This window comes from Marivirga harenae, assembly GCF_030534335.1.
Lineage (GTDB): Bacteria > Bacteroidota > Bacteroidia > Cytophagales > Cyclobacteriaceae > Marivirga > Marivirga harenae.
In genome coordinates, this window is sequence record NZ_CP130565.1 from 408,043 (window position 1) to 431,214 (window position 23,172).

Annotated in this window: 18 protein-coding genes; 10 read left to right on the forward strand and 8 right to left on the reverse strand. The window is 36.8% G+C overall.

Annotation, left to right across the window (positions count from 1 at the left end):
- The 4 genes from Q3Y49_RS01805 to Q3Y49_RS01820 all read right to left on the reverse strand — a co-directional run bounded on the left by Q3Y49_RS01805 (window position 1) and on the right by Q3Y49_RS01820 (window position 7,266).
- Window positions 1-3,615: a fibronectin type III domain-containing protein gene (locus tag Q3Y49_RS01805; RefSeq protein WP_303270506.1), complete on the reverse strand. Its 3,615-nt coding sequence runs from the start codon at window positions 3,613-3,615 to the stop codon at window positions 1-3.
- Between the two features lie 250 nt (window positions 3,616-3,865).
- A complete protein-coding gene (locus tag Q3Y49_RS01810; protein WP_303270507.1) occupies window positions 3,866-4,615 on the reverse strand; it encodes a succinate dehydrogenase/fumarate reductase iron-sulfur subunit in 750 nt (249 codons plus the stop codon).
- Between the two features lie 28 nt (window positions 4,616-4,643).
- Window positions 4,644-6,578 carry a fumarate reductase/succinate dehydrogenase flavoprotein subunit gene (locus Q3Y49_RS01815; RefSeq protein WP_303270508.1) on the reverse strand — a complete coding sequence of 645 codons (1,935 nt, stop codon included), beginning with the start codon at window positions 6,576-6,578 and terminating at the stop codon, window positions 4,644-4,646.
- 16 nt (window positions 6,579-6,594) lie between these two features.
- Window positions 6,595-7,266, reverse strand: coding sequence for a succinate dehydrogenase cytochrome b subunit (locus tag Q3Y49_RS01820; RefSeq protein ID WP_303270509.1), 672 nt, complete (start codon window positions 7,264-7,266; stop codon window positions 6,595-6,597).
- Between the two features lie 219 nt (window positions 7,267-7,485).
- On the opposite strand from Q3Y49_RS01820, the gene Q3Y49_RS01825 reads away from it, so the two are divergent.
- The 4 genes from Q3Y49_RS01825 (at window position 7,486) to Q3Y49_RS01840 (ending at window position 13,033) form a co-directional block, all read left to right on the forward strand.
- Window positions 7,486-10,278: a T9SS type B sorting domain-containing protein gene (locus Q3Y49_RS01825; protein ID WP_303270510.1), complete on the forward strand. Its 2,793-nt coding sequence runs from the start codon at window positions 7,486-7,488 to the stop codon at window positions 10,276-10,278.
- A gap of 1 nt (window position 10,279) precedes the next feature.
- Window positions 10,280-10,684 carry a thiol-disulfide oxidoreductase DCC family protein gene (locus tag Q3Y49_RS01830; RefSeq protein ID WP_303270511.1) on the forward strand — a complete coding sequence of 135 codons (405 nt, stop codon included), beginning with the start codon at window positions 10,280-10,282 and terminating at the stop codon, window positions 10,682-10,684.
- A 181-nt stretch (window positions 10,685-10,865) separates the two neighbouring features.
- Window positions 10,866-11,744 (forward strand): ACP S-malonyltransferase, encoded by an 879-nt coding sequence (gene fabD / locus Q3Y49_RS01835; protein ID WP_303270512.1) that lies wholly within the window; start codon window positions 10,866-10,868, stop codon window positions 11,742-11,744.
- An 83-nt stretch (window positions 11,745-11,827) separates the two neighbouring features.
- Window positions 11,828-13,033 carry a GAF domain-containing sensor histidine kinase gene (locus Q3Y49_RS01840; protein ID WP_303270513.1) on the forward strand — a complete coding sequence of 402 codons (1,206 nt, stop codon included), beginning with the start codon at window positions 11,828-11,830 and terminating at the stop codon, window positions 13,031-13,033.
- 16 nt (window positions 13,034-13,049) lie between these two features.
- On the opposite strand, the gene Q3Y49_RS01845 is transcribed toward Q3Y49_RS01840, so the two are convergent.
- Window positions 13,050-14,438, reverse strand: a complete 1,389-nt coding sequence (locus tag Q3Y49_RS01845; RefSeq protein WP_303270514.1) for a type III PLP-dependent enzyme domain-containing protein — start codon at window positions 14,436-14,438, stop codon at window positions 13,050-13,052.
- 120 nt (window positions 14,439-14,558) lie between these two features.
- On the opposite strand from Q3Y49_RS01845, the gene Q3Y49_RS01850 reads away from it, so the two are divergent.
- The 6 genes from Q3Y49_RS01850 to Q3Y49_RS01875 all read left to right on the forward strand — a co-directional run bounded on the left by Q3Y49_RS01850 (window position 14,559) and on the right by Q3Y49_RS01875 (window position 20,830).
- On the forward strand, window positions 14,559-15,476 hold the full coding sequence (locus Q3Y49_RS01850) for a dimethylarginine dimethylaminohydrolase family protein (protein WP_303270515.1): 918 nt from the start codon (window positions 14,559-14,561) through the stop codon (window positions 15,474-15,476).
- 31 nt (window positions 15,477-15,507) lie between these two features.
- Window positions 15,508-16,452: a citrulline utilization hydrolase CtlX gene (ctlX, locus tag Q3Y49_RS01855; protein ID WP_303270516.1), complete on the forward strand. Its 945-nt coding sequence runs from the start codon at window positions 15,508-15,510 to the stop codon at window positions 16,450-16,452.
- A 33-nt stretch (window positions 16,453-16,485) separates the two neighbouring features.
- Window positions 16,486-18,276, forward strand: a complete 1,791-nt coding sequence (gene argS, locus Q3Y49_RS01860) for an arginine--tRNA ligase (RefSeq protein ID WP_303270517.1) — start codon at window positions 16,486-16,488, stop codon at window positions 18,274-18,276.
- A 202-nt stretch (window positions 18,277-18,478) separates the two neighbouring features.
- A complete protein-coding gene (locus tag Q3Y49_RS01865) occupies window positions 18,479-19,003 on the forward strand; it encodes a glutathione peroxidase (RefSeq protein ID WP_437439976.1) in 525 nt (174 codons plus the stop codon).
- A 2-nt stretch (window positions 19,004-19,005) separates the two neighbouring features.
- The gene (locus tag Q3Y49_RS01870) at window positions 19,006-19,902 is read left to right on the forward strand and encodes a 1,4-dihydroxy-2-naphthoate polyprenyltransferase (protein ID WP_303270519.1); all 897 of its coding nucleotides are present in this window, start codon (window positions 19,006-19,008) and stop codon (window positions 19,900-19,902) included.
- 82 nt (window positions 19,903-19,984) lie between these two features.
- Window positions 19,985-20,830, forward strand: coding sequence for a universal stress protein (locus Q3Y49_RS01875; RefSeq protein ID WP_303270520.1), 846 nt, complete (start codon window positions 19,985-19,987; stop codon window positions 20,828-20,830).
- A gap of 83 nt (window positions 20,831-20,913) precedes the next feature.
- Here the strand turns inward: Q3Y49_RS01875 and Q3Y49_RS01880 are convergent, their stop codons facing one another.
- Genes Q3Y49_RS01880 through Q3Y49_RS01890 form a run of 3 tightly spaced genes read right to left on the reverse strand, consistent with a single transcriptional unit; the run spans window position 20,914 to window position 23,027 of the window.
- Complete coding sequence (locus Q3Y49_RS01880) at window positions 20,914-22,044, reverse strand: DUF6268 family outer membrane beta-barrel protein (RefSeq protein ID WP_303270521.1); 1,131 nt, start codon at window positions 22,042-22,044, stop codon at window positions 20,914-20,916.
- Window positions 22,045-22,065: 21 nt separating this feature from the next.
- Entirely contained in the window at window positions 22,066-22,530 is a 465-nt protein-coding gene (locus Q3Y49_RS01885) for a DUF2147 domain-containing protein (protein ID WP_303270522.1), read from the reverse strand.
- A gap of 11 nt (window positions 22,531-22,541) precedes the next feature.
- Window positions 22,542-23,027 carry a hypothetical protein gene (locus Q3Y49_RS01890; protein ID WP_303270523.1) on the reverse strand — a complete coding sequence of 162 codons (486 nt, stop codon included), beginning with the start codon at window positions 23,025-23,027 and terminating at the stop codon, window positions 22,542-22,544.
- Between the last annotated feature and the right edge of the window lie 145 nt (window positions 23,028-23,172).

Below are 23,172 nucleotides of genomic sequence, written 5' to 3' on the forward strand. Positions count from 1 at the left end.
TTATCTATTTATTTCAATTTCCATTTTAATAATCAAATCATTGTTTTCTGCATAACTGTTTCTTCTGCTGATATACTCATTTATAGAATTCAATGTGTTAACGGATGTGCCATTTGATTCATAAATAGTTATTGGTTGAATTTCTCCTCCAATATCAAAATTTATGTAACTGGAGGTGTAATTTGTACCAACTGGAATTAAACATCCCGTGATATCTGTATAATTTGTTCCAGAATGAATTAAAATTCCTGTTCTTGTTCCAGACTTTTCAGTAGTTGTAATTATAGTAAATTCATTCAAACAATTAAGTCTATTTGTTTCACAATTATTTTCTTCGAACAAGTAAGTTTCACCAGGAATCCGTTTTTCACTTCCCCTTGTTCTTTCTTGACTTAATGTCCCTGCTTCCCTCTCAATAATGAAACCTGACACTGAATCATTATCAATTGAAAAACTACTTAATGTATTTTTAAGATTCTCTGCAACTAAATCAACAGACATTTTTACTCTTAGCGTATCGTCCCCGAAAATATAACGACTTAATTGAGGATATGCACTTTGTTTTACCCGTAAACGTAGCATTGGTTTTATGTTGTCATTCCCAATTCTTCCATCAAACTCAAGGATTGCTTGATTGGCATCTTCAGAACTCAAATATGCATATTCAATCATTGGGTCTATAATATGGTCTCCTGAGTAGTACCAATGCTCCACAATAATCTTAAAAGGATCATTTTCTCCAATCCTGATATTTCCTTTATAAGAATAATAATTTTCAATAAATGAAGTAATATTTAGGTCATTTATGCTATCTCGATTTGATTGCCTAAGTAAATTTACTAAGTCAAGAACTTTTTGTGAATTAGTTTCAATAGCCATCTCCCCCTCCTCATCTTCATTCAACCAACTTACCATCGCTTCTGGATCATGAACCAAATCCCATTGGTGTTTATAAAGGTCGGTGCCCTCATCCTTGTAATCCATTAGGTTATTAGTAGCATTTTTTGCTGCTACGTAGCCTTCATCGCTAAAAGTATGGTATAATCTAAAGGCGCCATGACCGAGCTCGTGGGCAATGGTTTTGCTTAAATTGTTGGTATTATTGGAATAAATATAACCATACTGCCTTTTTAAAGGCATAAAGCCGGCTATATCGGCTACCTCTTCATTGATCACAAATAGGTAATAAGCATCATTATCAAATTCTACGCTGCGCTTATAGTCGCGATTAAACTGCCGCATATTTTGCGGAAAACTGGCTAGCCATCCACTCTCGCCTTCATTTAAGTTCTCTAGCACATCTGAACTTACTTCGTAGGGTTCGGCTATGTTCAAATCCCAACTGGCAACTGCTTGTCCATAAATTTGATTTAGTTCTTGCTGAAGGCTGGAAGCAACTGGAACTTCTGCATCGTTGACTGGGACAATCACTACCTTATTGCTAATCAGATCGTATTGCTTCACCTTCAACTTTCCTACTGGCACTTGCTCTTCTTCTGTTTCACCCTCAGCATTGGTTCTTTCTTGTAACACAAATGCTGTTACTTCCTCGTCTTCTGTGCTGGTCTGCACCCTTACACTTTTCTCATTTACCTCTTCTCCCGGTGCAAATCCAAGGTTAGTCGATAAGTTTTTAAAGCCCACGGCTTCAGGAAATTCATCTGTGCCTGTGGCCTCAGCCAGCACAGGGTCTGAACTTCCCATGGAAATTGATTTCCAAGCCATCCAATAAGCCTCTCCATTGAGGGTCGTTTGAGTATAATTTCCAGCTAAAGTTTCGTACTGCTTGCTATCAAACCCGTATAGCTGCTGTGGGCTTGCTTTAAATTGGACGAAATAATCGATCGTAGCGTCTTCAGGTAGCGCATCCGGATTTGATGGATTGTCATTATAAGGCCCACTCACTTCTCCATCATCACCCACGACCCAAATATTTCCTACATCATCCTCTATCACAATATCTCCATCTTCATTTTCATCAGCCGTTTCGGGGTCTATATCCGTTTCGTTTCCTCCTGAATCTATTATCGTGATAACACCAGTATCTTCATCTACTATCACATCAGCTATCTCGTCTTCTATCTTGATGTCGGGTTCGGGAAGCTCGTCAAAGCTGTCTTCCTCTCCCTCTTCCTGATCGCCCGTTCCCTCTTCGCTAAGTTCAGGATCGCCTTGATCCAAGCCTATGATAAATGGACCCGTAGGGTTATAGACACTCTCTATATTACCATTGATTAGTTGCTTGTCGGTATTGATGGTAATGCTGTTGAGCACCGCTTCCACTCTAGCCCCGTTGAACAAAGGCACTTCTATCAAACCCCTTCCTGTATAGCTATCACCCAGTTGGTTGAGTTCGGTCAGGATTACTGTAAATCCTGCTGCGGTTATTCGATCACCTATCTTTAATTGGTCTATGGGTTCTTGGTTGGTAATCTCCGGCCTATTAGGTTCTGCTCCACAGTCAATATCCTGTATTTCCTGTTGGAGTGTCTTTAATGTGAGGATGTTCTCTGTATCGCCTTCTATGGCTCCACAGCTGGGGATAACCTTAATTTCGTATTCTGTATCAGCTTGCAGATCATAGACCACCTGAGTTTCCAGATTGGTACCGTAATTGAACCATTTTTCTTCTCCTGTTTTTCTTATCTGTGCTATATAACGGTTATGATTCCATTCGCCCTGCCACCGTATTCGGATGCGGTCGGTGCCCATGGCCTCTGCTCCCAAATTGGTAATGGGTTGACAAGCATCCCCGTACTGAAAAGATTTCACTTCACTTTTACCCTGGTTCTTGAATAAGTCACGACCATTGAGATTAAGAGCCTGCACCTGCCATGCATAACTTCTTCCCGGAATCAAGATGGCATCATTGAGTCCATAGAAATAGCTGGTGGTTATGACCGTAGTTTCTAATAAAGGTCGAGTGGTTCTGGCTACTTCATTGGGATTTCTGCCTTCTGGCCATATTTCCCACAGCTTAAAAACATATTCTGTTTCAAATGCACTGTTGGGGGAGGAGGTATGCCGTGGTGTCCACTGGAACTGTAGTTGCTGCGGGTCTTGCAGCCTGATCTTTTCTTCAAAAGGAAGATTTAATAATGGCGGATCATTAAGCACCAGCCATGCCATCGAGGTCCCGATATTACTAACCCTGTTACTTCTATTATAATCTAGTACTTCTATCTTAAACTGATAAAATCCTTCCGGTAACTTTTGAGTGGAGGCCAGTTGGCTGCGGTTGATGCCGCTGACTTCCATATTTTGGATATTAAGGTATTGACTCAAGTCAGTAGCGTCAACTTGGTAGGGCATTCCAGGATCAAGCCTGATGGGTCCCGGACTAAAACCTCTTCGGGTTCTTAATCTAATACCCGCCCCTTCAATGGTAATGCGGAGTTTGGCTTGATAGTTAGTTTGGGTAAAATCACGAAGCGACAACTGGATATTCCATTTGTTTTGGTTGGCATCGCTATAGTCAGAGAGGTAAAGGCTATACGGAGGTATCAAGTTGGAGGTCACCTGCACAGGGTTGGCGGCTGATTGGGAATAAGAGGTAGTTGGGTTTAAAAGGACTAATGTGCTTATTAAAAGTGTGAGCACGACTTGGAAACTCACGCTAACCTTTTTCAATAGAATGATGATCAATAATTTAAAATAATGGCTATAAAAACACAAGCTTCTAGCTCGTACTAACACTTTTCGTATGTGTTTAGGAGGGTATGGTTTTAGTTGAAATGGAATGACTGGGGATTTGGTTGTTTTCTAGCTTTATTTTAAATCCAAAAGTATGGATTTTGAAATAAAATCACAAAAAAAGGAAACAAAAAAAGGGCCGAAGCCCTTTTCAAAATAATTCAATATTTAATTAATCCTGAGAACCCACTTTAGCTCCCAAATATTCTCTATTCATTCTTGCTATATTGGATAAGTCAATCCCTTTAGGACATTCAGCAGAACAAGCTCCTGTGTTTGTACATGCACCAAAACCTTCTTCATCCATTTGGGCTACCATTTTTTGTGCTCTTTCTGAACTTTCTACTTTGCCTTGAGGCAACATGGATAGCTGAGAAACTTTTGCACTTACAAAAAGCATTGCAGATGCATTTTTACAAGCTGCAACACAAGCTCCACATCCAATACAAGTAGCGGCATCAAAAGCTTCGTCTGCTACGGATTTCGGAATTGGTATTTCGTTAGCATCTGGAGTTCCACCTGTGTTAACGCTCACATATCCACCGGCTTGAATTACTCGATCAAATGCACTTCTGTCAACAGCTAAATCTTTAACGATTGGGAATGCTTTTGCTCTCCAAGGCTCAATTGTGATTGTTTCACCATCTTGGAAACTCCTCATATGAAGTTGGCAAGTAGTTACTCCTCTTAATGGGCCGTGTGGCTCTCCATTAATGTACATACTGCACATTCCGCATATACCTTCACGACAATCGTGGTCAAAATGTACGGGATCTTCGTCTTTATCGGTTAACTGTTCATTTAAAACATCAATCATTTCCAAGAATGACATATCAGATGACACACCATCCAAATCATAAGTTTTAAATGCTCCTTTATCTTGATTATTTTTCTGTCTCCAGATTTTTAATTTGAATTTCATAATTAAAATATTTTAGATGACTAAAAGCTTATTTGTAGCTTCTCTGTGTCAGTTTTACATTTTCGAATATCAATTGTTCTTTGTGAAGTGTCTCAGGTTTTTCAGGACCTGTATACTCCCAAGCGGCTACATAAGCAAAATCCTCATCATTACGTTTAGCCTCACCTTCTGGCGTTTGATGCTCTTCTCTAAAGTGTCCTCCACAAGATTCTTCTCTATGCAATGCATCATCTATCATTAACTCTCCTTGCTCTAAGAAATCAGAAACTCTTGAAGCTTTTTCTAAAGAACTATTGAATTCTTCATTCGTACCTAAAACCTTTACATTTTTCCAGAAATCAGCTCTTAATTCTCTCACCATCTCTTTGGCTTTTTTCAAGCCTTCTCCTGTTCTAGACATGCCACAGTAATCCCACATAATTTTTCCTAATTCTTTGTGGTAGTGGTCAACTGATTTGGTTCCTTTAATAGAAAGTAACTTATCAATATTATCTTTCACTGATTTTTCCGCTTCTTTAAAAGCTTCATGGTCAGTACCTATTTTCTCATATTTTTCACCAGCTAAGTAATTACCGATTGTATAAGGAATTACAAAATAACCATCTGCTAGCCCTTGCATTAATGCACTAGCTCCTAATCTATTGGCACCATGGTCTGAGAAATTTGATTCCCCAGTAGCATACAGGCCATCTATATTGGTTTTCAAATTGTAATCAACCCAAAGACCACCCATAGTATAATGTACTGCCGGATAAATCATCATTGGCTCTTTATATGGATTACTACCAGTAATTTGACGATACATGTCAAACAAATTACCGTATTTACCAGCAATCGTATCTTCACCATCTCTATTGATCGCATCTCTAAAATCAAGGTAAACAGCTTTGCCAGATTCATTAACTCCTCTACCCTCATCACAAACATACTTGGCATTTCTGGAAGCCACATCCCTTGGAACCAAATTACCAAATGCCGGATATTTTGTTTCTAAGTAGTAGTCTCTTTGATCTTCACTTAAATCATTCGGATGAATTTCTTTCTTTCTAATTTTATCTGCTAACTCCTTGCTTGCTGGAACCCATACACGACCATCATTCCTTAATGACTCTGACATCAAAGTCAATTTAGACTGATGATCTCCACTAACCGGAATACATGTTGGGTGAATTTGAGTATAGCAAGGATTAGCCATTAAAGCGCCTTTCTTGTGTGCTCTCCAAGCTGCGGTAACATTTGACCCCATCGCGTTAGTGGAAAGGTAAAATACGTTCCCATACCCACCAGAAGCTAAAACAACGGCATGTGCACTATGCGATTCAATTTTACCTGTTACTAAATTACGGGTAACAATTCCTTTAGCTTTTCCATCCACCATCACTAAATCTAACATCTCAGTTCTAGGAAACAACTCTACCTTTCCATTTGCCACTTGGCGACTTAAGGCACTATAGGCTCCTAATAGCAGTTGTTGCCCTGTTTGTCCACGGGCATAGAATGTTCTTGACACTTGAGCACCCCCAAAAGAACGGTTTGCAAGTAAACCACCATATTCTCTTGCAAATGGAACTCCTTGAGCCACGCATTGATCTATAATGTTAACACTTACTTCCGCAAGTCTATACACATTTGCTTCCCTGGAACGGTAGTCACCACCTTTGATAGTATCGTAAAAAAGACGGAATACACTATCGCCATCATTTTGATAATTCTTAGCTGCATTAATACCTCCTTGAGCGGCAATTGAGTGCGCCCTTCTTGGACTATCTTGAAAACAAAATGCTTTTACATTGTATCCAAGTTCGGCTAAGGAAGCTGAAGCCGAAGCACCTGCTAAACCAGTACCAACAACAATAACATCATATTTTCGCTTATTAGCTGGGTTTACCAGCTTTACATTAAATTTATGATTTGTCCATTTCTCTGCTAATGGACCTTCAGGTATTTTTGATTCTAAATTCATAGTACAGTAATTATCCTTAACTATTGAAAAACATGATTAATGGAATACTAGCAAATGCAGCCGGAATAAGGATTGCATATACGATTCCTAATTTTTTAATGAATGGTGTATACTTTTTATGGTTAATTCCGAGCGTTTGAAAAGCGCTTGAAAAACCATGAGATAAGTGAAAAGCTAATCCCACCATACATACCACGTAAATTGCCACATACCACCATTCTGCGAATGCTGCATTAACAACTGCATACAGGTCTTTGTTTCCGGCTTCGTCCATAGGAATTGAACCCCAATGCATTTCGTACCAAAAATTCCTTAAATGGATAACTAAAAAAACGAAAATTATAAATCCCAAAATCCCCATATTTCTGGAAGAAAACGAGCTATTCGCAGAACCCTTTACCTGATCGTAGCCAACAGGTCTGGCTGCTCTATTCTTTGCAGCCAAAGCGATAGACATGATGATATGGATTAAGATAAATGCATAAAGTCCGTAAGAAGTGAATTTAATAATAGGATTCGAAGTCATGAATTTGGCATATGCATTAAATGCCAAACCACCATCATCAGCTAATAACTGAAAATTTCCTGCCAAATGGACCACCAAAAAAATGATTAAAAAAAGACCGGTAAGGGACATCACCAATTTCCTACCGATTGTACTTGTTAAAGTATCAGAAAGCCAACTCATATATTTTATTTTAATTATTAGGTTTATAATATATTGTTCGTCTCAAAGTTACATTTGGAACACTTACAAAACAATTGTGTTTTCTATTTTAAACAATTCTAAATAATATTGCTTATTTTGGATGTGCAAATAACTTATAATGATTCTTGAATGTTTTGATGTTTTGAGAACAATATTTTTTAATTTAACGTTTTAGATATTCTTATCAATACTATACCTGTGAAAAAAATCACCTTATTTACTATATTGATATTCTGCACTTTAGGAGAAACACTCGCTACACACATAAGAGCAGGTGAAATCACTGCTAGAAGAGTCGGCTGTAGTGGAAGGGAGTATGAATTTACTTTGACGGCCTATAGAGACACTGGCTCTGACATTCTATTTGGAAATGGAGAATTCAAATTTGGTGATGGAGAATCTATAATGTTAAACCCTGATGGCTTTAGTAGAAAAGAGATAATTGACGATGAAATAGAGTTAGTTGAATTCAAGATCACTCATAATTATAGTGCTGATGGGAACTACAATGTTTCTTATGTAGAAGATTTTAGGAATGTAGGGATTATCAATATGAGTAATTCCGGTGCAGTTTCTTTCTATGTGGAGACTTTGATTAGAATAGACCCCTTCTTTGGATGCAATGACACACCTATTTTCTTAATACCACCTGTAGATAAAGGCGCTATTGGAGTTTTATTTTACCATAATCCAGGAGCCTTCGATATTAATGGTGATAGTATTGCTTTTAAAATGGTAACCCCTCAAAGCAGACAAGGAGTAAACGTACCAAACTTTAGATCACCAGAGATTGCAGCAGGAGGACTCGACAGTCAACAGGAAGATCCAGCTACTCTAACATTAGACGAGGTTCTTGGTGATTTAATATGGGATGCACCAGGTCTAAAAGGAGAATTTAACGTTGCTTTTATTGCTGAAGAATGGCGGAAAATTGCAGGGGAATGGCGTTTTCTAGGGAGCGTTACTCGTGACATGCAAATCATTGTGGATGAAACCGATAACGACCCACCAGAATTACAAATACCACTCGACACATGCGTGGAAGCAGGAACTTTGCTTGAGGCGGAAATAATAGCTACTGACCCGAATCCTGAATCACTGGTTCGAATAGAAGGTTTTGGTGGTCCGTTTGTCTTATCACCACCAGCTGTTTTGAGCCCAACAAGCAATGATTTCTTTGAATCTCCTGCTATTTCAAATTTCTCGTGGCAAACTGATTGCTCTCATATTAGAGAAGATCCATATCTGGTAAGGTTTAAAGCGACCGATAGTGGTCCTGGAATACGCTTGACAACTTTCGAAACCTGGAGTGTAACGGTGGTCCCTCCATCACCAAAAAATGTGGTCGCAGAAAGTAAGCCTCAACGCTCCATCGAAATAAGCTGGGATGAATATAATTGTGGTAATGCTGAAGTGGTCCAAGTGTACAGAAGGGTAGACAGCTTTGAATTTGAGCCTGAAAATTGCGAAATCGGCATTCCAGAAAATGGCGGTTATGAACTGATTGGTGCAATCGAAGTAGGTCAAAACACTTTCTTGGATGATAATGCTGATCAAGGATTGGATTTTGGAGCCACTTATTGCTACAGATTAGTTGCCGTTTTTGAATTGCCAAAAGGTGGAGTTAGTTACGCTTCAGACGAGGTTTGTCAACAAGTTGCGGCCACAGGCCCTGTGATAACTAACGTAAGCATTGAGGAAACTGATTCCGAAAATGGCGAAATCATTGTAAGCTGGTTACCTCCGTTAGATATTGATACGGATGTTTATCCTGAACCATATAAATATCAAGTCTTAAGAAGTAATGGCGGTGGCTTTGAACCCATAGCAATCATTGAAAATGATACTACCTTTACCGTTTCAGATTTGAATACAGCCTCAGAGATTTATTCTTATCAATTAGAGCTTTATTTGCTAGATGATGAGGTAGTTGAAGAAAATTTAATTGAAATCTCAGCCAGAGCATCTACGGTAAGGTTATCATCCGTTGGATTGTTTGAATCAATAGAATTAAATTGGGAGGCAAAAGTACCATGGTCAAACACAAATCAAGATTACCCATATCATTATATATATAGAAATAAGGCTGGAGGCGACCCAAATCAGTTGACCTTAATCGATTCTGTAGATGTAACTCAATTTGGATTCCAATATTTGGACAGTGGTCAATTTAATAATCAAAACTTATCCAATATGGAGGAGTATTGTTATTATGTTACCACATCAGGAGGATATGGGAACGAAGATATCTTTGAGCCCCTACTCAATAATTCTCAGATTCTTTGCGCGAGGCCAGATGATCAAATAGATCCATGTCCACCTTTCGATGTTGGCTTTCAAATCGAATCCCCTGAAAAATGCTTAGAATTCCTAGCTGATAAAGATTGTGAATTTAATCAGTTCCAAAACGAGCTATTCTGGGAAGCAGATTTAGCGGATAGCTGTGATAGCCAGATCGGTTATTATGAAATTTTCTTTCAGAGTGATCTGGAAAGTGAATTTGAACTAATTGGAACCACCCAAGACACTTTTTTTATTCATGATAATCTTCCTGAATTTGCTGGCTGTTATAGGATTAGGGCAGTTGATCAATCTGAAAATAGAAGTCAATTCTCCGAGATTTTCTGTAAGGATAATTGTCCTAATATAGCTTTTCCAAATGTGTTTACTCCGAATGGAGACAACAAGAATGATACCTTCACTCCTTTCTTTAATAAGGATTTCACTCAGGCGGCTACTATTCCTTTAGAGAAATGTCCACGTTTTGTTGAAAAAATTGAGTTTAGGGTTTTCAACAGATATGGAAAACAGCTGTACTCTTATGAAAGCGGTGGGGAAAATAGTTTGTATATTAATTGGGACGGCACCAATTTTGGCGGTGAACCACTGCCATCAGCAACTTATTTCTTTGAAGCTATTGTAACCTTTGATATGTTAAGGCCGGAAAACCGTCAACAAAGTTATAAAGGGTATGTTCAAATCATAAGATAGCTTGAAGTCTTCAAAACCTATCATATTTTTCGATGGCGTTTGTAATTTATGTAATGGAGCTGTAAACTTCATTATTGATCATGATAAAAAAGGCCATTTTAAATTTGCGCCTTTGCAATCTAACGCAGCTGAAAAGCATGTACCCTTATCTATCCGAGAGAATACCGACAGTATCCTATTAGTAGATTCAAATAAAATCTATTCAAAAAGTACGGCAGCACTTAAAGTGGCCAAAAATTTAAATGGCCCTTGGAAAGCATTGTACATATTCATAATATTTCCAAAATTCGTTAGAGATTTTGTTTATGACCAAATTTCAAGAAATCGCTACAAATGGTTTGGAAAAAGAGATACTTGCAGAATGCCTTCAGAAGAAATCAAGAATAGATTTGTGGAAATGGATTAAGAGTCATGTTGCTATTCAGATTTTCCAAAAATTTATAACTTGCCACCGCAATTAGGTACAAATTTTAAATCGTAAAGAATCACCTATGAAAAGAGCATAAACTTAAAGGATTCTACTTGATGACATTGAATCCATTAAATTTATTGCGAATTCCAAGGTTCATTAAAAAAACAATTATAACATGAAAGCTTATGTATTTCCAGGGCAAGGAGCCCAATATCCAGGAATGGGAAAAGAATTATACGAAAACAACTCTGAAGCCAAAAAACTTTTTGACAGAGCTAATGAAATATTAGGTTTCGAAATCACAAAAATAATGTTCGAAGGCACAGCTGAAGAATTGAAAGAAACCAAAGTAACTCAGCCTGCAGTCTTTCTACATTCAGTAATCAACGCATTGGTTCACCCAGACTTTAAGCCTGAAATGGTAGCTGGTCACTCACTAGGCGAATTCTCAGCATTGGTGGCAAATGGCACCTTATCTTTTGAAGATGGACTAAAAATAGTCTACAAAAGAGCTTTGGCCATGCAAAAAGCCTGTGAAATCAACCCTTCTACTATGGCAGCTGTTTTAGGATTAGAAGATGAAGTAGTGGAAAAGGTCTGCAGCGAGATTAAGGAGGAGGTAGTTGTTCCAGCCAATTACAATTGTCCAGGACAATTAGTCATTTCAGGCTCAAAAAAAGGAATAGAAATTGCATGTGAAAAAATGAAAGAGGCAGGTGCAAAAAGGGCTTTACCTTTACCAGTGGGAGGTGCATTTCACTCTGCTCTAATGGAACCGGCTAGAGAAGAATTAGCTAAGGCCATCAAGGAAACGAACTTTAGCCAACCCAAATGTCCTGTTTATCAGAATGTAAATGCACAAGGATCAATTGATATAGAAACTATTAAAGAAAATTTAATAGCCCAATTGACAGCACCAGTCAAATGGACTCAATCTGTCCATCAAATGGTGCAAGACGGTGCCTCAATATTTATTGAAAGCGGTCCAGGAAAAGTTTTGCAAGGTTTGGTGAAAAAAATCAACAATGAATCCGAAGTTGGTCAATTATCGTAATGTAATTGACAAATAAATAATTTGAATATAATAGTAACTCTTAAAAAATTCTGATATTCAATTATTTACTGATAAATTAGACAATGATTAAGCCTGGAATTCCAAATAACGAAAATGAAAGGTTAAGAGAACTCCGCAGATTAAAAATTTTAGATTCTGAGCAGGAGAAAGATTTTGATGAATTAGTTGAACTTGCTTCTATCATTTGCGGGGTTCCCATATCTTTAGTCACCTTAATTGATACTGATCGACAATGGTTTAAATCAAAAAAAGGGGTAACTGTCGATTCTACCAGCAGAGATGTTTCCTTTTGCGGACATGCTATTTATAGTGATGATATTTTCATAGTTGAGAATACCTTAGCTGATGAAAGATTTTATGATAATCCATTGGTCACCGAAGACCCAAATATTAGATTTTATGCAGGAATGCCCATTAAATCTACAAATGGCTACAACCTAGGTACACTTTGTGTAATCGATTCAGTACCTAAAAAACTAAGCAAAACGCAAATTCAAGCATTGGAAATTTTAGGGGGTCAAGCTTCCAAACTGATTGAATTAAGAGATAAAAAGTTAAAATTAGAAGCTAGCAATGAAAAATTAGAGGCTTTAAATCAACTAAACACTCAGATAACTAGCATCATTTCCCATGATTTAAAAGGCCCAATTAACAGTATGCGGGCTTACTTAAATTCTAAATATGTTGATGCCAATAGTCCGAAAGACCTGGCTCAATTGTTTCCACTGGTTAAAAACAACCTCAACAGTTTACATGCATTGGTTGAAAATCTACTGGAATGGTCCCGAAGTAATAATGATGTTAAGCTAACAAATGTAAACATCAAAGATATTGTATCTGAGATTTGTACTTTATTTGAAGGAAATGCGCTGGAAAAGGAAATTAAATTAAAATGTGAGGTTGGAGTAGACATAGAAGTTGTAGCAGATTTGGCCATGATGCGATTTATTTTGAGAAATCTCATCAATAATGCCATAAAATTTACTGAAGGCGGAGAGATTGCGGTGGATATTGAACAAACTGAAGATCAGAAAGCAATAGTTAAAATAATTGATACAGGGGTTGGAATCCCGAATGCTTTGTTGGAGAGAATAAAATTAAAGGACAAGAAAATTTCTACCAAAGGAACTAGAAACGAAAAAGGCACTGGATTAGGTTTGCAACTGGTAAGAGAGTTTCTATCTATTCATAATTCGGAATTGAAAGTAGAATCAGAAGAAGGAAAAGGAAGTACTTTTTCTTTTGTACTTCCCTTGGCTTCATCCTAATAAAAGATTAATAGTTCTAATATCCCAAAATATTCAGCATACTTTCACTGGTTTGCTCTTCAGCAAAGAGCTTAGTACTGATTTTTCCGTTCTCATCTTTATTAACCAATACATGTTTCGGTGCTGGAATCAAACAATGTTGAATACCTCCATATCCTCCCAATGATTCTTGATATGCACCAGTGTGGAAAAACCCAACATATTGTTTTTCATTTCTTTCAACTTTAGGTAGAAACACCTCAAATGAATGTGCTTCTGAGTTGTAGTAATCCATGGAGTCACAAGTGAGTCCTCCCATTTTAACCTTATGAAAGGGTTCATTCCAGTTATTGACAGCCATCAAAATAAATTTTTGATTTAGACCCCAAACATCAGGCAAATGCGTTATGAAAGAGCCATCGATCATATACCACAACTCTTTATCATTTTGCAACTTTTGATCTAATATGGAATAAATCGTAGCACCGCTCTCGCCTACTGTATAACTGCCAAATTCGGTCATGATATGCGGAGTTTCAACATTGTTCTTCTCGCAAATCCACTGAATATTTTCCACTATCTGATCTACCATATATTGATAGTCATACTCAAAACCCAAGGAAGTTTTGATCGGAAAACCACCACCAATGTCAATAGTATCTAATTCGGGTGCTATTTTCTTTAACTCACAATACTTATCAATAAATCGACCTAATTCACTCCAGTAGTAAGCCGTATCTTTAATACCTGTATTGATGAAAAAATGCAACATTTTTAGCTTTGCCTTCTCGCTTTTAGCTATTTTATTTTGGTATAAATCTACTACATCATTGTAGCGTATTCCCAATCGGCTAGTATAGAATTCGAAGGTAGGCTCTTCATCAGAAGCTATTCTTATCCCAACTTTATAAGGCTTTTTAGCCTCGGCCTCATAGCTATCCAATTCATTCAAATCATCTAATACGGGTACAACATTTTCAAATCCGTCATTAATTAACCCATTAATGTATTGTCTGTAAAGTGGGCGCTTAAACCCATTACACACCACATAATGCTGCTTGGTCAAGAAACCCTTTTCATGCATCTTTCTTACAATCGGAATGTCGAAGGAAGAAGAAGTCTCCATATGGACCCCCGCTTTTAAGGCCTCTTCCATCACAAAAGAGAAATGAGAAGATTTGGTACAATAGCAATAAGTATAACCTCCTTTATAATTCAATTTTTTAAATGCATTAGCGAAAAACTCTCTTGCTTGGTTTATGTTCTGACTTATCTTGGGCAAATAGGTTAATTTCAACGGTGTGCCATACTTTTCAATGATATCCATCAAAGGGACATCATGAAATTTCAAGGCGTTATCCTCTACGGTAAATTCTTTTTGTGGCCAATAAAAGGTTTGTTCTATTAAATCTATGTAACTCTTCATTCAACTAAAGTTTAGTACGGTGTTGAAATGCAATATTGAATTATATTTGCAATCTTTGCAAAACTAAAATTTTAACGCTGAAACATTCGGGTTTTTTGATTAAATAATTCAATATTTTTTATGATTAATGTATTTGTAAATGATGAGACTTCCCCATTGAGGGCTGTGATATTAGGGACTGCCAGAGGGATAGGTGATGTTCCTAATTTAGATGATGCTTACGATCCTAAATCAAAAGAACATATAGCTGCTGGAACCTACCCTAAAGAAGCTGATATGGTTGAAGAAATGGAAGCATTTGCAAATGTTCTGGAAAAACATGGGGTGAAAGTTTACCGGCCTGAAATCATTGAAGATTACAATCAGATTTTTTCAAGAGATATTGGATTTGTTATAGAAGACAAATTCATAAAACCTAGAATTCTTAAGGACAGAAAAGAGGAGATAAAGGGCATTCAATATATATTGGAAAAAATAAATCCAAATCAAATTGTTTCGGTACCAGAAAATGTGAGAGTAGAAGGCGGGGACGTAATGCCATGGAATGACCATATTTTTGTAGGTTATTCTGAAAAAGAAGATTTCGAAAAATACATAGTAGCGAGAACTAACCGAGCTGGTTTAGATTTTTTAGCTAGTGAGTTCCCTAACAAAAAAGTTAAGGGATTTCAACTTAACAAGTCTGATGAAGTAGCAAAAGACAATGCCCTTCATTTAGACTGTTGTTTCCAGCCTATCGGAAAAAATCAAGCTATTATTTATAAAGATGGATTCAAATTTGCCGAAGATTACCAATATCTGGTAGATTATTTTGGCGAAGACAATTTAATCCACATCACCAGAGATGAGATGTATGAAATGAATTCTAATGTTTTTTCTATCAGTCCGAATGTGATTGTACTGGAGAGAAACTTCACTCGATTAGCTGGGCTTTTGGAAGCCAAAGGATATACTGTGGAAAAAGTACCTTATGCAGAAATTTCCAAAATGGAAGGTTTGTTAAGATGTTCAACATTGCCACTCGAAAGAGCTAAATAAATAATTTTTATCTTTTTGAAATTTTAGTCAAATGGAAAATAAACAAAGTACAGATACAATAATGATGATACGTCCTGTTCAGTTCAGATTCAATGAACAAACGGCAGTGAATAATTATTATCAAAAGTCTATTGCAGGATTAAGTGCATCAGATATCCAACTAAAAGCTGCTCAGGAATTTGACGATTTTGTTAAAAAGTTGAGAAGCAAAAAGATTAATGTCATTGTAGTGGAAGATACTCCTGAACCAAGCACACCTGATTCCATTTTCCCCAATAACTGGGTTTCTTTTCATGAAGATGGAAAAGTAGGTTTATACCCGATGTATGCGGAAAACAGAAGATTGGAAAGAAGACCGGATATTCTAGAAAAGCTGCAGACAAAAGAAGGAAGGAAGATCAGCGAAATTATCGACTTTTCTAAACATGAAGAAGATAATCGATTTTTGGAAGGCACTGGAAGCATGATTTTAGATCGTCCCAATAAGATTGTCTATATAGCTATTTCATTGAGGACCGATGAAACAGTATTAGATGAGTTTTGTAATAAATTTGACTACAAAGCCATAAAATTTACTGCAAATCAAACAGTGGAAGGAAAAAGGTTACCAATTTACCATACTAATGTTATGATGTGCATTGCCAATGATTTAGCCATTCTTTGTGCAGATTCTATTGATGATAAAGAAGAAAGAAAAGCTGTTATTGAAAGTCTACATGAAACTAATAAAGAGGTAATTGAAATCAGCGAAGATCAAAAGCATCATTTTGCTGGGAATATGTTGCAAGTAAATGGAACGGATGGAAAACCATACTTGGTGATGTCCTCAGCTGCCCATCAAATATTAAGTGAGGTGCAAATAAAAAGGATTGAAAAGTATTGCGAAATTGTAAGTAGCTCATTGGATACGATCGAAGCTTTGGGTGGCGGAAGTGCCAGATGCATGATGGCAGAAGTATTTTTACCTAAAGCATAATCATTCATTATATATTATAAATCACCCTCTATCATGTTAAATTTAACAGAAGAACTAAAAGCATTATCACAAAAAGCATTCAAAGCTCTTTTTGAACAGGATTTGGATGAACAACATATACAAATCCAGCCTACCAGGAAAGAATTCGAAGGAAGCCACACTTTAGTTTGTTTTCCCTTAGGACGGTTTTCCAAATTAAACCCAGAGCAAACTGCAAAAGCAATCGGTGAATATATGCAAGAGAATTCAGAGCTGGTCAATAGGTTTAATGTGGTAAAAGGCTTTTTGAATATTGTATTTGCTGACAAAGTTTGGTTGCAGTTAGCTTCTGACATAATGAAGACTCCTGATTTTGGCTTTAAAGCTGAAACAGGAAGGGAAGTAATGGTAGAATATTCTTCACCTAATACAAACAAACCTTTGCACCTGGGACACTTAAGAAATAATTTCTTGGGTTATTCCGTTGCCCAAATATTGAAAGCAAATGGGAATAAGGTGCATAAGGTACAAATCATCAACGATAGAGGAATTCACATTTGCAAATCCATGGTGGCTTGGCAAAAATTTGGTGAAGGTGAAACGCCTGAATCAGCCAAAATGAAAGGCGATAAACTGGTCGGAAAATATTATGTAATTTTCGACCAAAAGTATAAAGCCCAGATTGCTGAATTGATGGAGGCAGGAAAGACCAAAGAAGAAGCAGAAAAGGAAGCTCCACTATTGAAAGAAGCTCAAGAAATGCTTTTGAAGTGGGAGCAAAAAGATCCTGAAACCTATGCATTATGGGAAAAAATGAATGGCTGGGTTTATAAGGGTTTCGAAAACACTTATAAAACCATGGGAGTGGATTTCGATAAACTATACTACGAATCTCAAACTTTCTCCTTAGGTAAAGATGAAGTACTTCGGGCAGTAAAAGAAGGCCTGGCCTATAAAAAAGAAGATGGATCTGTTTGGATCGACTTAACTGAGGAAGGACTAGATGAAAAGCTGTTACTTAGAAAAGACGGAACATCGGTGTATATGACCCAAGATATCGGAACTGCAATTTTAAGGTATAGAGATTTCCCTAAAATTGAACAACAGATTTATACGGTGGGAAATGAACAGGAATATCATTTCAAAGTATTATTCATTATTTTGGATAAACTAGGATATGAATGGGCAAAAAGCTGCTATCACTTGTCTTACGGGATGGTCGATTTACCTACTGGTAAAATGAAATCTAGAGAGGGTACTGTGGTAGATGCAGATGATTTGATGGAGGATATGTTCGCGACTGCCAAAAGCAGAACTGATGAATTGGGTAAAATTGACGGTTTCAATGAAGAGGAAGCTCAAGAACTGTATCGTCAATTAGGATTAGGTGCCTTGAAATATTATCTCCTAAAGGTAGACCCAGTGAAACGAATGATGTTCAATCCTGAGGAATCTATAGACTTTCAAGGCAATACAGGTCCTTTTATTCAATATGTTCATGCTAGAATATGTGCGATCTTAAGAAAGGCTGAGCAAATTTGTATTCAGCCTAAAGTCAGTGAAAAGCTGAATTCTCTAGAACCAACTGAAGGTAATGTACTGCAATTGATAGTAGATTTTCCTGCTAAAGTTGACGAAGCAGCCAGAGAATATGCGCCATCAATAATTGCCAATTACGTTTATGAAGTAGCGAAAGCCTATAATAAATTCTATTCTGAGGTTTCTATTTTTAATGAATCTGATCAAGAAGCCCTAGCTTTTAGAATTGGTTTTTCTAGAATCGTAGCTGAAACTATTGAGAAATCAATGAATTTATTGGGTGCTGAAGTGCCGACAAAAATGTAGAAACAGTTCAGAATAGTAAATAAAAAACTAGCTTGGTATAAGAGGTCGGCCCGAAACTAGTTAAGATGTAAAAATTCGACAATATACATAAACTTAAGGACCACTTTTTTAGTTGGTAAAAATCTACAGTTTTCAATTGTCAGTTTGATTATTTTAGCGAAATAAAGCAGAATAAAATAATTTGTATCTAATATAGCTAAGTATGAACATTCACTATCAAATTCTGTTTCTTTGGCTGAATTTATCTATTTTCACACCATTACAAGAAACTGAAAAACTTATGAGTATATACGATTTTCAAGTACAGTCTCTGGAAGGAGAAATGATTGATTTTTCAATGTACAAAGGCAAGAATTTATTAATCGTGAATACAGCATCCGAATGTGGCTACACCCCACAATATGCTGATTTACAACAATTACATGAAGAATTTGGCGATGAAGTAACCGTTTTAGGTTTTCCAGCTAATAATTTCGGAGGACAAGAGCCTGGGTCTGACCAACAAATCGCCAGCTTTTGTCAGAAAAATTATGGCGTTACTTTCACAATGTTTTCCAAAATGGACGTAATAGGCAAAAATCAACACCCTCTTTTCAAATTTCTGAATGATAAGACAGGCAAAGAACCGACTTGGAATTTCTGTAAGTATCTAGTTTTAGCAGGTGGCGAGAAAATTAGTTTCTATCCTTCATCTGTCAACCCTGGTGAGATTGCTGAAAAACTATAAATATGCTCAAAAATTGGTTAGAAGCCTTTAGGCTAAGGACTTTACCATTGGCTTTATCATGTATTGGAATGGGTAGTTTCTTAGCTGCCTTTTATGGTCAATTCAGTTTAGCTGTTTGTATACTAAGTTTAACTACGACCCTTTTTCTTCAAATACTTTCTAACTTAGCTAATGATTACGGAGACAGCATACATGGCGCTGATAGTGCAGACAGAGAAGGTCCCAAAAGAAGTGTCCAAAGCGGAAGTATTTCTTCTAAGGCTATGTTCAATTCAATTGTAGTCTTTACCGCATTATCTTTCATAAGCGGCATAATGCTTCTGTATTTTTCAGTGGGAATTGGTAGTTCAACATTTTATGTTTTTCTGGGCCTAGGTTTAGCGGCAATCGCTGCAGCCATTGCCTATACTAATGGAAAAAGGCCTTATGGTTATAGTGGATTGGGCGATATTTCTGTGTTTCTTTTCTTTGGCATATTAGGTGTTTGCGGGACTTATTTCCTTCATGCACAAAGTTTTGAAGCCTTAATTTTATTACCTGCGGCTAGTTGTGGATTATTTGCTACTGGCGTTTTGAATATAAATAATATAAGAGATATTAAATCAGATAAAGCTGCTGGAAAAAACAGTATCCCTGTTCGGATCGGAATGGATAAGGCTAAAGTTTATCATGGCCTCATTATCATCAGTGGTTTAATCTCCTCAATTATTTTTTTACTATTAACAAACAATTACAAAACTATACTTTACCTGTTTTTTTGTTATTTCTTATTTGGAAAGCATTTATCAAACATGTATAAAGCAAATACTTCACAGGAATTTGATCCACAGCTTAAAATTTTAGCTTTGTCTACTTTGCTATTTGTAATTTTATTTGGAATCTCAATTTTAGACTTGTAAGACATAATTCATAGCACTTTTTTAATCGTTTTAAGATAAGATTCGTATATTTAATTGAACAACTAAAGAAAACTATATCACTATGAAAAAAATATTGGTTCCAACCGACTTTTCAGACCAAGCTAAATACGCACTGAAATTAGCAGTAGAAATTGCCAAAAAAACTGATGCTGAATTAATACTATTACACGTTGTTGAAATTCCAGGCCAAACATCTTTCAATACTATGGGGGAAGCCACTAATGTGGATGGTATGGAAGGAGTATTCGTCATGAAAATGATTGAACTCGGAAAGAAAAAATTGAAGGCCCTTAAAGAAGATGAATTGCTAGAGGGCGTTAATCTAAACACCGAATTAAAGGCTGGAAACACCTATTATAATATTTCATCAATTGTAAATGAATATGAGCCCGATATGATTATAATGGGAACTAGTGGTAGTAGTGGCGTTGATGAAATTCTAATTGGTTCTAATGCTGAAAAAGTAGTAAGAAATGCTAAGTGTCCAGTGCTAACATTAAAAGAGGAAATTAGTTTGGCTAATATTGACAACATTGTGTTTGCAAGTGCTCTAAAGAATGATGACAAGGAATTAGCTTCCAAATTAAAGGAAATTGCACATCTCTCTTATGCTAAGATACACTTGCTGAAAGTCAATACCCCAAATAATTTCGAATCGTCTGCCGTAACAGGCAAGCGAATGGATGAGTACATGAAGAAAATAGGCTTAGAGGCTGAAAAGCATATTCATAATGGAATCAATGAGGAAGAAGGAATTTTAGAATTTGCTAAAGAGAAAAATGTTGATTTGATAGCAATGGGCACGCACGGAAGAAAAGGGCTGATGCACCTTTTAAGCGGAAGTATAGCTGAAGACGTAGTAAATCATTCTAAAAGACCAGTTTTAACTTTGAAAATAGCTGATTAAATTAAAAAATTGTTTTAGTAAAAAAGGCTTAGGTGATTAATCACCTAAGCCTTTTTTTGTAGCCTCGTTAGTCAAAAACAAATTTACGGACTCACAAAACTTATAGAGAAGTTAAAGTATGGTGCAGGTCCCAATGAATTTCTCATCGAAAAAGGAGCCTCCCCTGCAATACCAAACACTCTTAAAGTTTCTGCACCATCATCCAAATAATCTGCATCATAAGAGTAATCAATCCTTACACCTGCTTGCACTGACCACCAAAAAAATCCTACTAGCCTCCTTTGGTATTCAAGCCTCGCCTTGATTTCGCCTCTTCGGATTTCAAAACTACTAATTTCACCAGCAGTTGGGTTAGATAAACCTCCAATTCGGTAGCTTCCGCCTTCCAATTCAAAGCCTGCCAACAACAGGTTAGTTTGATTAATACTATATCGGTAAAATGCCCTTGCGGGTAATAGCGCCTCAATTCCCCATTTTCGGTTTTGTGATGTGTAATTATAGAGTATGATCGGAACGTAGTTAGGAGCACCTACCCGATACGTTCTACTAATACCCAATGCCCACTGTAATCTATCGTGAGGTCGCTTACCAAATAAAGCAGCCGCAGAGTATCTCAAATATTGGTCTCCCAAATCACTTAAACTGTAATCACCACTCATATCAGCCTGTGCTTGCAACAACATAAAAGTTGTTTCATTAAAGGGCTTATATAATGTAGTAAATAGGCCAGTGGTATGTAAACTTCTCCCATTTAGTTGTTCTCTTAGGCCTCCTTCTTCAGCTCCAATATCATCCTGAAAGCGATATGCAGACTGCATATAATTCATTCCCATCTGCCAAATGAAAGAATTCGTAGATATCACCGGAATATTAGCGCTAATTCTTAAGCCTCCAGTGTAACCGATTCGACCCTCCTCAGCTAAATTATTATCAATAGCTTCTTTACGATCCTGATCAAAAGCATAGGCATCCTTTTCGATATTTGAATAGCTGAAATCATAGGGAAATTGCTGTTCGTAACCTATCGTAATGAACTTCGCAGGACTCAATCCCACTATCTTAGCATTCGCATAAGATTTAGTCTGTCCACCAGCATATTCTACTTCGCCATACGCGTCCCAATCAATCTCTTCCTCTTCTCCTTCTTCTTGTGCTTTCACAAATGATGTCGAGAGTACAAAAAAAAGCACAGTTAATAAAGATAAGTGTTTCATAATTCTTGTATAGACCTTTATTTATTTCTTAATAATTAGGCGCTTCCACACATCTGTCCGGCCAAAGGTTTTCATTCCAATGTAACCGCGGATGTCAAGGGTATTATCATCTTTCAGTGTAATTTCACTGCTGTAGGTGTTCCCGTTTTCAGGATCATAAATAGTCCCTTCCGTCCAAACTCCATCGCCTTGATATTCGAAATCTTTCAGCATCCGATAGCCTCTAAGCGGAGCTGAATGCATAGATTCATCGGGATTATTTTTATCCAGTTTTGGCTCTCCAGTTTCAGGATCGTTAGGTTCCTTCAGCCAAACAATTCGACCGTAGTATTTATCAGCTATCTTATCAATTTTGATTCTTGCCTTCCCATGACTTGGCTCCCAAACTCCGATCAGAGCATCTCCATCCTTGGCCTCTTGAGCTTGAATAGGACTTGAAACGTATATTGCTGATACTGCTAGTAAAACTATAATTAACTTTTTCATACAAATTTTATCTATTGTTTAACTTCTACTTCAAATTCTATTTGAGCCTTTATTGAAAAACCACTAGAAGGTTCTTCTTTTAAATTCACATCTGCTACAAACGTAATCTCGTCTTGTTTTAACAGCGCCACTAAATTCTCTTGCTCGTCTGCGATTGACATTTCAAATGAACTCAGGTTTGTCTCGACAGGATTAAGTACAGCTACTCTTTGCATGTCAGTGCCCGAGGCTGCTAACTGCATTATGATTCCTTCCAACAGATCCGACTTTTTCGGTTTTTCCATCTCTACCCTAATAGCTTTCACTTTGGCATTCCTTATATTGTTAATATCAATCCCATCTAAGTCGACCTGCCAAATACCTGTAAGCGTGTTAGAGCCTTCCATTGGATATTCTTCCGACATTTCTACTGCTATAGATGATATTTTCTTTGTCTCGGTATCGCTACAAGAAAACAACAAAACTAAAATCGAACTAAGAATTAATGCTTTTTTCATATATACTTCCATTTATACATCTTTCAGATTACATATAATATTCAAATGGAAAATTATATAATTATAACTTACAATTTCGATTTTAGCTTTATGAAATTTTGTTATAATAGATATAACAAAATATTATGTTAGATGCTAATTGGAT

What these genes read in the sequence shown, in the direction of transcription:
- Q3Y49_RS01810 (WP_303270507.1), bottom strand. Translation starts at nt 4,615, where the DNA reads ATGAAATTCAAATTAAAAATCTGGAGACAGAAAAATAATCAAGATAAA.
- Q3Y49_RS01815 (WP_303270508.1), bottom strand. Translation starts at nt 6,578, where the DNA reads ATGAATTTAGAATCAAAAATACCTGAAGGTCCATTAGCAGAGAAATGG.
- Q3Y49_RS01820 (WP_303270509.1), bottom strand. Translation starts at nt 7,266, where the DNA reads ATGAGTTGGCTTTCTGATACTTTAACAAGTACAATCGGTAGGAAATTG.
- fabD (WP_303270512.1), top strand. Translation starts at nt 10,866, where the DNA reads ATGAAAGCTTATGTATTTCCAGGGCAAGGAGCCCAATATCCAGGAATG.
- Q3Y49_RS01840 (WP_303270513.1), top strand. Translation starts at nt 11,828, where the DNA reads ATGATTAAGCCTGGAATTCCAAATAACGAAAATGAAAGGTTAAGAGAA.
- Q3Y49_RS01845 (WP_303270514.1), bottom strand. Translation starts at nt 14,438, where the DNA reads ATGAAGAGTTACATAGATTTAATAGAACAAACCTTTTATTGGCCACAA.
- Q3Y49_RS01850 (WP_303270515.1), top strand. Translation starts at nt 14,559, where the DNA reads ATGATTAATGTATTTGTAAATGATGAGACTTCCCCATTGAGGGCTGTG.
- ctlX (WP_303270516.1), top strand. Translation starts at nt 15,508, where the DNA reads ATGGAAAATAAACAAAGTACAGATACAATAATGATGATACGTCCTGTT.
- argS (WP_303270517.1), top strand. Translation starts at nt 16,486, where the DNA reads ATGTTAAATTTAACAGAAGAACTAAAAGCATTATCACAAAAAGCATTC.
- Q3Y49_RS01865 (WP_437439976.1), top strand. Translation starts at nt 18,479, where the DNA reads ATGAACATTCACTATCAAATTCTGTTTCTTTGGCTGAATTTATCTATT.
- Q3Y49_RS01870 (WP_303270519.1), top strand. Translation starts at nt 19,006, where the DNA reads ATGCTCAAAAATTGGTTAGAAGCCTTTAGGCTAAGGACTTTACCATTG.
- Q3Y49_RS01875 (WP_303270520.1), top strand. Translation starts at nt 19,985, where the DNA reads ATGAAAAAAATATTGGTTCCAACCGACTTTTCAGACCAAGCTAAATAC.
- Q3Y49_RS01880 (WP_303270521.1), bottom strand. Translation starts at nt 22,044, where the DNA reads ATGAAACACTTATCTTTATTAACTGTGCTTTTTTTTGTACTCTCGACA.
- Q3Y49_RS01885 (WP_303270522.1), bottom strand. Translation starts at nt 22,530, where the DNA reads ATGAAAAAGTTAATTATAGTTTTACTAGCAGTATCAGCAATATACGTT.
- Q3Y49_RS01890 (WP_303270523.1), bottom strand. Translation starts at nt 23,027, where the DNA reads ATGAAAAAAGCATTAATTCTTAGTTCGATTTTAGTTTTGTTGTTTTCT.